Annotated in this window: 9 protein-coding genes and 1 other RNA gene; all 10 read left to right on the forward strand. The window is 46.7% G+C overall.

Going from position 1 to position 11720, the window contains the following annotated elements; translation table 11 throughout:
• The 10 genes from rnpB to murG all read left to right on the forward strand — a co-directional run bounded on the left by rnpB (position 1) and on the right by murG (position 11667).
• Positions 1-361: RNase P RNA component class A (gene rnpB, locus BMX05_RS01440), an RNA gene on the forward strand.
• 104 nt (positions 362-465) lie between these two features.
• Complete coding sequence (gene rsmH, locus BMX05_RS01445) at positions 466-1422, forward strand: 16S rRNA (cytosine(1402)-N(4))-methyltransferase RsmH (protein ID WP_093308170.1); 957 nt, start codon at positions 466-468, stop codon at positions 1420-1422.
• A gap of 20 nt (positions 1423-1442) precedes the next feature.
• Positions 1443-1928: a cell division protein FtsL gene (gene ftsL / locus BMX05_RS01450; protein WP_218138958.1), complete on the forward strand. Its 486-nt coding sequence runs from the start codon at positions 1443-1445 to the stop codon at positions 1926-1928.
• Between the two features lie 23 nt (positions 1929-1951).
• Positions 1952-3700, forward strand: coding sequence for a peptidoglycan D,D-transpeptidase FtsI family protein (locus tag BMX05_RS01455; protein ID WP_093308171.1), 1749 nt, complete (start codon positions 1952-1954; stop codon positions 3698-3700).
• A gap of 32 nt (positions 3701-3732) precedes the next feature.
• Positions 3733-5301: a UDP-N-acetylmuramoyl-L-alanyl-D-glutamate--2,6-diaminopimelate ligase gene (locus tag BMX05_RS01460; RefSeq protein WP_093308172.1), complete on the forward strand. Its 1569-nt coding sequence runs from the start codon at positions 3733-3735 to the stop codon at positions 5299-5301.
• Positions 5302-5304: 3 nt separating this feature from the next.
• Positions 5305-6729: a UDP-N-acetylmuramoyl-tripeptide--D-alanyl-D-alanine ligase gene (locus BMX05_RS01465; RefSeq protein ID WP_093308173.1), complete on the forward strand. Its 1425-nt coding sequence runs from the start codon at positions 5305-5307 to the stop codon at positions 6727-6729.
• 37 nt (positions 6730-6766) lie between these two features.
• Complete coding sequence (gene mraY / locus BMX05_RS01470; protein WP_093308174.1) at positions 6767-7849, forward strand: phospho-N-acetylmuramoyl-pentapeptide-transferase; 1083 nt, start codon at positions 6767-6769, stop codon at positions 7847-7849.
• A gap of 40 nt (positions 7850-7889) precedes the next feature.
• Positions 7890-9287, forward strand: coding sequence for a UDP-N-acetylmuramoyl-L-alanine--D-glutamate ligase (gene murD / locus BMX05_RS01475; protein WP_093308175.1), 1398 nt, complete (start codon positions 7890-7892; stop codon positions 9285-9287).
• Complete coding sequence (gene ftsW, locus BMX05_RS01480) at positions 9275-10549, forward strand: putative lipid II flippase FtsW (protein WP_093308176.1); 1275 nt, start codon at positions 9275-9277, stop codon at positions 10547-10549. The genes murD and ftsW overlap by 13 nt, the downstream gene beginning before the upstream one ends.
• A gap of 32 nt (positions 10550-10581) precedes the next feature.
• A complete protein-coding gene (gene murG, locus BMX05_RS01485) occupies positions 10582-11667 on the forward strand; it encodes an undecaprenyldiphospho-muramoylpentapeptide beta-N-acetylglucosaminyltransferase (protein ID WP_093308177.1) in 1086 nt (361 codons plus the stop codon).
• Positions 11668-11720: the final 53 nt, after the last annotated feature.

Genomic DNA, 11720 nt, shown 5'->3' on the forward strand with positions numbered 1-11720 from the left:
GAAGTTGGCCAGACAGTCGCTGCCTTATCCTTTTAGGTTGAGGGAGAGGAAAGTCCGGGCTCCACAGGGCAAGGTGCCAGATAACGTCTGGGGGGCGTAAGCCTACGGAAAGTGCCGCAGAAAAGATACCGCCGATGGCAGTGCAAACTGTACAGGTAAGGGTGAAAAGGTGCGGTAAGAGCGCACCGCGCGTCTGGTAACAGCACGTGGCAGGGTAAACCCCACTTGGAGCAAGACCAAATAGGAACCCTAAGGTGCGGCCCGCACTGGGTTCGGGTAGGTTGCTGGAGGTATACGGTGACGTATATCCTAGAGGAATGACTGTCCACGACAGAACCCGGCTTATCGGCTAACTTCCGCCTCACACCTCTTCTTTATTTTCTTGCTTCATTTCGTCTTGATTGTATCCACATCATATCTATTATAGGAGGCAGCAGAACTCACCTATAGCCTGCTGCAAACTGCATGACTCAACCAGCCTCCCAGGAAGATTTTCAACATATTAGTGTGCTTTTACAAGAAGCCGTTGATGCCTTGGTCCATCAACCACAAGGCCATTATTTAGATGGTACCTTTGGGCGTGGTGGCCACAGTCGAGCCATTTTACAAAGCTTGCATCCTGAAGGTCGTTTATATGCATTTGATAAGGACCCTCAAGCCTTTACGCAAGCACAAAAATTACATAGCCAAGATGCACGCCTCTACCCAATTCAAGACTCTTTTGCACAGATGCAAACCCATTTGCATCAAATCACAGGGCAAGCTCACGCACAACTTGATGGTATCTTGCTAGATCTCGGGGTTTCCTCGCCACAACTAGATGATCCCGAACGTGGTTTCAGTTTTCTTCATGATGGCCCTTTAGATATGCGTATGAATCCTGACGTAGGTGAAAGCGCTGCACAATGGATTGCTCGGGCAAGTGCGACTGAAATCGCCGATGTTTTATATCATTATGGCGAAGAAAGATTTTCCCGTCGTATGGCTAAAGCTATTGTAGAAGCACGCCAACAAGCGCCTATCACACGCACCCAAACCCTTGCGGAAATTATCAAGGCTGCCAATCCTGCTTGGGAAAAAGGTAAACACCCTGCAACTCGAGCGTTTCAGGGAATACGCATTTACATCAATCGCGAGCTTGATGACCTTAAAGAGGCTTTACAAGCGGCCATCACTTGCCTTAAACCAGGTGGGCGTTTGGTTGTCATTAGCTTTCACTCACTAGAAGATAGAATCGTCAAACGGTTTATGCGTGATCTAAGTCGTGGGGATACCCATTTACCTGTAGGCATACCACTTACGCAAGATCAACTTCAATGTGATTTAAAACTGCTCAGTAAAGCAATACGTCCTAGCGCCCAAGAGGTGGCTGCCAATCCACGCGCACGCAGTGCGGTGATGCGTGTTGCTCAACGTCTTTGATCAGTGGGAGGATGTGAGGTATGGCCTATCAACCCTCAAATGCGCGCCCTATGTCTGCAACTCACAGACAAAAACAATTACATCCACAGCATCAACCAGCAGCTAACCAAGATACATCTGACCAGACGATCAGCCATCAGCGCTCCCCTGAAGTAAGCTTTCATTTATTACCTTTTTTGTGGCAAAGCATCAAGGCGCTACAGTGGCGACGTCCATCTTGGTCATCTTTAGTAATAACAGTTTTAGTTCTTGGCGTGCTTGCGAGCGCACAAGCTGTAATTTATGTCACACATTTAAGCCGTACGCATTATATTGGCTTACAAAAAGCGCAACAACAAAGAGACGCCTATCAAGTAGAATGGGGGCAATTACTCCTTGAACAAAGTGCTTGGGCATCACCAGCGCGTGTTGAACAAGTGGCAGCTCAACAGCTGGGAATGCAAGTGCCACAAATAAAGGAAATTCGCATGTTACCGCTGGAACAAGCTGCAGACCCAGCACCCTGATAAGCGATGGGGATTTTTGTTTCATGATCAAAGCTTCAACCTCTGCATCTCAGCATGCCTCCAGCAAGCGCGACGCTGCACTGAATTCACAAAAATTCACTTATCCATGGCGTTGGTATTTATTGCTGAGCCTTCTTGCTTTAGCTGCCGTTTTGCTCGGGTGGCGTCTACTCGATTTGCAGATTTTTAGCCGCGATTTTCTACAGACTCAAGGAGATGCGCGCACCCTGAGAAATGAGCCTATTATGGCGCTGCGCGGCATGATTACTGACCGCCACGGTGAGCCTTTAGCCGTGAGTACCCCAGTGGTGACTTTATGGACCAATCCCCAGCAACTTCCCCAAGATGAGCGCGTTATTCGTGCTTTGGCACAAAGCTTACAAGTCCCTTACCAAGAATTAAGTGAACGTTTGGCACTGTATCAAGGCAAAGAATTTATGTATTTGCGCCGCCAGCTTACTCCCAGTGAGGCCAAAGCCGTGATGGCGCTGGAAATTCCCGGTGTATATGCACAAGACGAGTTCCGACGTTACTATCCAGCAGGAGAAGTCACAGCCCATCTGGTAGGTTTTAATGATGTCGATGATCAAGGCCAAGAGGGGATAGAGCTTGCCTATAATAGGTTGCTCACGGGGATTCCTGGTGAAAAGCGTGTTTTAAAAGATCGCAAAGGTCGGGTTGTTCGTGATTTATACACCTTAAGTGAACCCAGACCTGGTAAAAATATCACTTTAAGTATTGACCTGCGTTTACAATATTTAGCCTATCGAGAATTAAAAGCTGCAGTAAGCCAACATAAGGCTAAGTCTGGTAGCCTAGTGATGCTGGATGCCCGCACTGGAGAGGTTTTAGCTTTAGTCAGTCAGCCTTCTTATAATCCAAATAATCGTGCCCAACTGGATGCTGAAGGTTTGCGCAATCGTGCTCTCACCGATCAAATCGAGCCCGGCTCCATTGTCAAACCTATTACCGTCGCTGCGGCGATGCGCACAGGGATGTATCAAACAGAAACGCTCGTCAATACCTCCCCTGGCTATATGACATTAAATCGCCGTACGATTCGTGATTTACGCAATTACGGTAATATGCCAGTCCATAAAATTATTACCAAATCGAGCAATATTGGGGTGGCTCGTATGGCCCTTTCTTTATCTGATCCAGATACCGTGTGGCAGCTGATGTACGAGCTTGGATTTGGTCAAAGTGTCGGCACAGGTTTTCCTGGAGAAGGCTTGGGGAAATTACCGCATCCACCTAAATGGCGACCTATTCAATTAGCTACCCTCTCCTATGGCTACGGCTTTACAGTGACGCCTTTGCAAGCAGCACAGGCATATACAGCCTTATCTGGGCATGGCAACAAGTATCCGGTTACCTTATTTAAGCAGGAAAAACAACCTCAAGGCGTTCCCGTGTTGCCTCCAAAAATTTCTCGTAGCGTCTTGGAAATGATGGAAACTGTGACCCATTCAGGCGGCACAGGAACACGCGCACGGATTCCAGGTTATCGAGTGGCTGGTAAAACAGGCACCACCCATAAAGTGGGTGAGGAGGGTTATACCGATGATTATCGTGCTATTTTCGCAGGCATTGCCCCTGTGAGTGATCCACGTTTAATTGCCGTAGTCGTGGTGGATAGTCCTGCAGGCCAAGAATACTACGGTGGCTTAGTTGCAGCACCTGTCTTTTCTCGCGTCGTTGGCAGTAGTTTACGGCTATTAAATGTACCGCCTGATGATCCGGAAACACTCACAACGACCTTTGAGCCTTAACTTTTTTCTCTTTTTACTGATGGTATCACCGCATGAGTCGCCTTGATCTTCACCCAATGTGTACACTTGCCAATCTGCTAGCGGCTTGGCAAGAGCTTGGACTGACAGAGACCAAGCTGCATATTTCTCAACCTGAGCAAGGCATTTCACATCTCAGCTTAGATACACGTACCTTGCAAGATGGGGGTGCGTTTATCGCTTTGCAGGGACATCACCTTGATGGCCATGATTTTATTGCACAAAGCGTACAACAGGGCGCTGCCTTAATTTTGTGTGAAAATCTCTCTTTCGTTACCTCAGCACATGCAAAATCGATAAATTACCTGTGTCATCCCCAATTGAGACACTATCTAGGCCCCTGGATTAGTCAACTTTTACAACATCCCAGCCAAAAACTCACAGAATGTGTTGGTATTACAGGCACTAATGGTAAGTCTTCCATTAGCCATTTTTTAGCCCAAGCTTGGCACGCACTAGGATATAAAGCTTATGTATGTGGCACTTTAGGGCAAGGTGAGCCGCACACACTCACACCCAATAGTCACACCACTCCAGATGCTTTACAGGTACAAGCTTTTTTTGCCCATTGCCAACAACAGCAAGTTTCGCATGTTGCTATGGAAGTTTCTTCACACGCGCTTGATCAAGCACGCGTGGCAGGGGTTGCTTTCACTAGCGCCTTGTTTACCAATCTCAGTCGCGACCATTTAGACTATCACCTTTCAATGCAGGCCTATGCACAAGCAAAGGCACGTTTGTTTGCTTATCCAAGCCTACGCCATCGGATTTTTAATCTCGCAGATGTGCAAGGATATCAGTTATGGCAAACCTACCAAGCAAAAGAAAAAAGATCGCAAAAAAGCACTTGGGGATATAGTTTAGAAGTGCATCCACAAGCTGATATTTGTGCCCAAGCCATTGGCTACACCACCCAAGGTTTACAGGCACAGGTTTTATACCAAGGGCAAAGTTATCCGCTTCACTTAAAACTATTCGGGCGCTTTAATTTAGAAAATGCCTTGGCTTGTTTGTGTGTTTTGCTTGCGGAAGGCACATCCATTGAGTGCGCCTTGCAAGCCCTGACCCAGATACAGGGTGTCCATGGACGTATGCAGGCGCTGACTGCCTTACCTGCGCAAGCTCCACAAGTCTTAATCGACTATGCACATACCCCAGATGCGCTACAGCAGGCTTTAAAAGCCGTACGCTTGCATGCACCAGCATGTGCACGCATTTGGTGTATCTTTGGTTGTGGCGGAGATCGAGATAAAGGCAAACGCCCTTTGATGTTGCAAGCAGCACAAAACTTTGCAGATCAAGTGGTTGTAACAGATGACAATCCCCGTTTTGAGGATCCTCAAGCTATTATTGCGGATATCTTGGCTCAACAAGCCCAATGCCAACCTGTACCCCTCGTGATTCATGAACGCGCTCAAGCTTTAGCTTACGTACTTGATCAGGCTGATCCACAAGATTGGGTTTTAGTTGCTGGTAAAGGGCACGAGACGTATCAAGAAATCTCGGGCGTACGTTACCCTTATGATGATGCGCAACAAATTTACGCCTATTATCAGCAAGTTGCTATCCATAAGAGCCTTTAGTTTATGTTACCTATTGCCTTACAAGTCCTGTGCCAACAAATACAAGGACGTTTATATCTTCCTCGCTCTAGTACGCTAACACCAGAGAGCTTAATACAAGCAGACTGGTGTCTTGATTCAAGACAAGTGCGTACAGGCGATATTTTCGTGGCTTATCAGGGCCAGCACTTAGATAGTCACGCTTACCTTGGCCAAGCAGCTCAAGCCGGTGCCTGTTTAGCAGTAGTGGAAAAATATCAGGCCCATATTGAGATACCACAAATCACAGTGCTCAAGGCTTTAAGCGCCCTTGCGCAAATTGCTCAATATCAGCGCCAACAACTTGAGCTAACCTGTATTGGTATTACGGGCAATAGTGGTAAAACTGGGGTGCGTCAGTTGATGCAAGCGATTCTCCAACAAGCCCAGCACCCTGCTTGCATTACTCAAGGCAATTTTAACAATGAAGTTGGCTTACCTCTCACCTTACTGGACGGCTTACAACCAGAAACCCATACCTGCCTATTAGAAATGGGAGCCGCACAAGCAGGTGATCTCAGTTATTTATGCCAGATTGCTCAACCCAATATTGGCTTAATCACGAATGTAACAGGGGCACATATTGGGCGTTTTGGCTCATTGGATCAGATTGCAGAGGCTAAGGCTGAGTTGATTCGTGCATTACCTCAAGGTGGCATCGCTGTACTTAACATGCAGGATGCTTTTTATCCTTATTGGCGCACTCAAGTGCCTGATGGAGTCACTTGCATCAGTTTTGCCCAAGAGATGTCAGCAGATATTTACGCCACCTCAGTTCAAGCAGGGCCACAAGCTTGCTATCGCTTTCAGTTGCAGTTGCCACATGCTCCAAGTCTACCCATCCAGTTAAATCTCTTAGGGCGTCATCAAGTTGATAATGCACTGGCTGCTGCCAGCTTGGCCTATTTATTGCGTATACCTGCTCCAGCAATTCAAGCCGGTTTACAAGAGGTGCAACCTAGCCAAGGGCGTTTATATCCTTGCACCAGCAAGCAAGGAGCTTATTTGATTGATGATACTTATAATGCAAGTCCTGGCGCTGTTAAAGCGGCTATTGATATTTTACAGGATGCAAAAGCCGATAAAACCTGTGTGCTTGTACTGGGCGATCTTGCTGAACTTGGGGATTATAGTGCCCAATTACATGCTGAGTTGGGGGCCTATGCCGCGCAAGCTGGCGTACACCACTTATATACCCTAGGTCAAAATACACGCTATACGCATGAAAACTTTTGCCAGAAACTCGCACCCAAGCGTCAAAGTGCTTATCATGCCGACACACAAGAGGAACTCCTCAACGCATTACAACACTTTCTGGCACAGCACCCGCACCCCCAGCAAGTCCGTGTGTTAGTCAAAGGCGCCCGTAGTGCCGCAATGGAAAAACTCGTTCAGGCCTTCATCCAGTGAGGCGCTAGATTAATTTTTGATACAAGAAGACCTACGTATGCTCTTATGGTTAGCTGGGCTTTTAACAGACATCAGTAGCACATTTAATGTTGTTAACTATTTGACTTTACGTGCTATTTTCGGCGTGTTAACTGCGCTGGGTTTGGCATTGTTTTTTGGACCCTACATGATCAATAAACTCAGCGAACGCCAAATTGGCCAAGCTGTACGTGATGATGGGCCCCAATCACATCTTAGTAAGGCAGGCACTCCCACAATGGGTGGTGCATTAATGCTGATATCTATTGCAGTCAGTACGCTCTTATGGGCAGATTTAAGCAATCGCTTCGTTTGGGTGGTATTAGCGGTCACCTTATTATTTGGTGCGATTGGTTGGGTTGATGATTGGCGTAAGGTGGTCGAAAAAAATCCGCGTGGTTTACCTGCCCGCTGGAAATATTTTTGGCAATCGGTTGTCGGTATAGGCGCCGCCAGCTTTTTGTATATGACCGCGCACTCTAGTGCGGAGACCCAATTAATTTTTCCTGTTTTCAAGGATTTAGTATTTAATTTAGGTCCTGCTTTTATTCTACTAAGTTACTTTGTTATTGTAGGTTCAAGCAATGCAGTCAATCTCACCGATGGTCTTGATGGTCTTGCGATTATGCCCACAGTGCTCGTTGCTAGCGCTTTGGGTGTTTTTGCTTACTTAAGCGGACATAGTGAGTTTGCTTCCTATCTCCATATTCCGTATGTCGCTGGTGCAGGCGAACTCGTTGTTTTTTGTGCAACGCTTGCAGGCGCAGGTTTAGGGTTTCTATGGTTTAATACTTACCCTGCACAAGTATTTATGGGTGATGTAGGTGCTTTAGCCTTAGGGGCTGCTTTGGGTATTATCGCTGTGATTGTACGCCAAGAACTGGTCCTTTTTATTATGGGCGGTGTTTTCGTGATGGAAACCCTTTCTGTGATTTTACAAGTGGCTTCTTTTAAGCTCACAGGGCGCCGTATTTTTCGTATGGCACCTTTACATCATCACTTTGAGTTACAAGGATGGCCAGAACCCCGCGTCATTGTCCGTTTTTGGATTATGACCGTGGTATTAGTCCTTTTAGGACTTGCCACCCTTAAATTACGCTAACTCTCTTTTTTGTCAGCAATACCACAAGGAGCGCAGCGCTATGGATATTGAGCACTCTCAACCGTCACATGCAAAGGATGCATCTTCGGACCCACACAAAACCCTGATTTTAGGTATGGGTGCAAGTGGGCGTTCAGTGGCTGACTACTTAAGTGCCCAAGGGGAAGCTTTTAGCCTAGTAGATACTCGTTTGAAGCCACATAACCTTAAAGAGTTTCAAGCAGCTTTCCCTGAAGCACCTTGCTGGTTAGGTCCTTTGGATGCTGATTTGCTTGCAAGTGCAGAACGTTTAATCGTTAGCCCAGGCATCCCAATTCAAGATCCTGCCATTGAATATGCCAGCGCGCATGGTGTTGAGATCTTGGGGGATATCGAAATTTTTTGTCGTGCTGCGAAAGCGCCTATCATCGCAATTACCGGTTCGAATGCAAAAAGTACAGTAACCAGCTTGGTCGGTGCCATGGCGCAAGCGGCAGGACTCAATGTGGGGATTGGCGGTAACCTTGGTCCCACCGCATTAAGCCTATTAGACGAAGCACGTGATGCTTATATTCTGGAGCTGTCTTCCTTTCAATTAGAAACCACGTTTAGCTTACATGCACGAGCTGCCAGCATCTTGAATGTGAGTGAAGATCACATGGATAGGTACGCAGATCTTATTGAGTATGTGTTTGCTAAACAACGTATTTATCATCATTGCCAAACAGCGATTATCAACCGTGGTGATAAATACAGCGCACCTTTACACGCACACCGTGCACAACACATTAGTTTTGGCTTAGATTTACCTGAAGGACAAAACTACGGCCTGCATCACGAGGCGACAGGTACCTGGCTAATGCGTGGTCGTGAAGCTTTAATACACACACAAGATTTATCACCCGCCCTATTGGGGCAGCACGGTGCTTTAAATGCTTTGGCCGCTTTAGCACTGGCAGAAACCCTCGCCTTGCCTTTAGCAACTAGCTTGGAAGTCCTCACACATTTTCAAGGCCTAGATCACAGATGTCAGCTTGTCACAGAGCATCAAGGGGTACGTTGGATTAATGACTCTAAAGCTACCAATGTAGGTGCGACACTTGCAGCGATTGAAGGCATAGCACCTGAATGTAAGGGGCGTTTATGGCTTATTTTAGGCGGTGATGGCAAACAAGCTGATTTTTCCCCCTTGATTGCAAGTATTAGCCGGCACGTCCATGCTTGTGCTCTTTTAGGTAGAGACGCCCCCTTGTTCGCTGATTTACTTACAGCGGCTGAAGTCACCCACCAAAGCTATACAGACTTAGATGCTATCGTGCAGGATCTAGCGGCAAAAGTTCAGCCAAACGACTGGGTATTACTCTCACCTGCCTGTGCTAGCTTAGATATGTTTGCCCATTTTGGTGAACGTGGGCGCCTTTTCAGTGAAGCGGTAAGGACTTGGGTATGCCCTTCGTAAACAGGCTATTACATAAAATTCAATCTAAGCGCGCTGCTACACAGTCGCCAGAAAGCTCGCAAGCACATTTTGATCAGGAAGAAGACGAGTTGCCATCACCTTCTTGGTTACATCGCTGCGCCCATTATCTCCACCGCGAAATCACTTTAGACCGAGGTTTTGATCATGGTTTGGTGATAGCCGGTCTCGCTTTGCTGTTTCTTGGCTGGATTATGGTGAGTTCAGCCTCTAGTGAGCTTGCCACCAGTCGATATGGCTCCTTGTTCTTTTTCTCTGTGCGCCACCTGATTTTCTTATTAATTGGCTTGAGTGCTGCCGCAATCGTTTTATTAATTCCGTTACGTTGGTGGCAGGCCAATAGCTTCTACTTATTGTTAAGTGCCCTAGTGTTATTGCTTCTGGTGTTGATTCCTGGGATAGGACGTGAAGTCAACGGTAGTGTGCGTTGGATTAGCTTAGGGCCAATCAATGTACAAACCACAGAAATTGCCAAAGTGTTTGTAGTGGTATTTTTTGCTGGTTACCTTGTACGCCATTTACAAGCCGTACGCTATCAAGCCAAATACGCACTATTACGACCTTTATTAGTCATCGGTATCTTGTGCGTTTTAGTCTTAGAACAGCCTGATTTTGGTGCAACCGTCGTGATCGCAGGGACTTCCGCAGGGATGCTTTTTATGGCAGGCATGCGTTGGTTCCATGTGATTTTAGTGGTACTTGCTGGAACAGGCATGGCAGTCCTTTTAGTGATCGTTGCTCCTTATCGTATGCAACGCTTAACCTCCTTTATTGATCCTTGGGCACATCAATTTGATACCGGCTATCAACTAACTCAAGCTTTAATTGCTTTTGGACGTGGGCATTGGGACGGCTTGGGTTTAGGGAATAGTGTACAAAAACTCTTTTATCTGCCTGAAGCTCACACAGATTTTGTTTTCGCTGTTTTGGCAGAAGAACTCGGCTTATTAGGCGCTTGCATTACCTTGGCTCTATTTATTTTATTAGTCTATCGTGCACTCAATATCGGTAGACGCGCAGAAGCGACCGGCTTGTTATTTGCCGCTTACACCAGCTATGGCATCTCTCTCATCTTTGCCATCCAAGTATTTATTAATATTGGTGTCAATACCGGTTTGTTGCCAACTAAAGGGTTAACCCTTCCTTTGATGAGTTATGGAGGAAGCAGTTTAGTCATGAGTTGCGTCATGTTAGCTCTTTTATTACGCGTCGATCATGAAACACGCCAACACACTTCGCCCTAAGCTGATCCAACATTGTGAGAGGATATAAGTCAATGACCAAGGTATGTATCATGGCTGGAGGTACTGGCGGTCATATTTTTCCTGCATTAGCCTTAGCACAGGCTTTACAGGCTGAGGGGGTAGACGTCCATTGGCTTGGCAGTCAAACAGGCATGGAAACACGTATTTTACCCCAGCATCCGCAAATTCAGCTACACACATTAAATATTCAAGGGTTAAGAGGCTCAGGCATACTGCGCTTGATTAAAGCCCCTTGGAAACTCACCCAAGCCGTGATGCAAGCACGACGTTTGTTGAAAAAAATCCGGCCAACCTGTGTTTTGGGTTTTGGTGGTTTCACTAGCGGACCTGGCGGCTTAGCCGCACGCACTTTAGGCATTCCCTTATGTTTACATGAGCAAAATGCACTTGCTGGTCTGACCAACCGTTGCTTAGCTCCCTTTGCCCAGCATCTTTGGTGCGCTTTTGATCAAGCCTTTCCCAACCAGTCGAATAAAAGTGTGGTTGGCAACCCTGTGCGTTTTGAGATTACACGTCTAGCCCCACCTAAACAAAGGTATGCACAAAGACGTACACAGGAAACCGCCTACAATGTGTTAATCGTTGGCGGCAGCTTAGGCGCCCAAGTGTTTAATACACAAATACCGCTGATGGCAGCGCACTTAAAAACACCGATTAATCTTTATCATCAAGCGGGCAAAGGTGCGAGTCAAAATGTTCTCGCAGCTTATCAAGCACAAGATCTGCCCCAAGTAAAAGACTTACAGGTGAGTGATTTTATTGAAGATATGGCAGCTGCTTATGCTTGGGCAGACTGGGTGATTTGTCGCGCAGGTGCCTTAACCCTTGCTGAGCTCTCTGCAGCAGGCGTTGCTTCTATCCTAGTCCCTTACCCTTATGCCGTTGATGACCATCAAACACATAATGCGCGTGTACTAAGTGAAGCGGGTGGTGCTTATTTGCTGCCTCAAACTGAGTTAGTTCCAGAGAAAATCGCTGCTTGGCTTGATGCGCATCTTCCTCTTGGGGAAAATTATGCACAAGATGCTTACCAAACCATGCCAACCCAAGCGACAGAACAAATTTTGACTTATTTAAAGACTCACCGCCTGATTTAAGGAGATTCTCTCTTGTCTGCTCATCCTATTCCAGCAACACCCGCTTGCGGGGT

The organism is Allopseudospirillum japonicum (assembly GCF_900108915.1).
Taxonomy (GTDB): domain Bacteria; phylum Pseudomonadota; class Gammaproteobacteria; order Pseudomonadales; family Halomonadaceae; genus Pseudospirillum; species Pseudospirillum japonicum.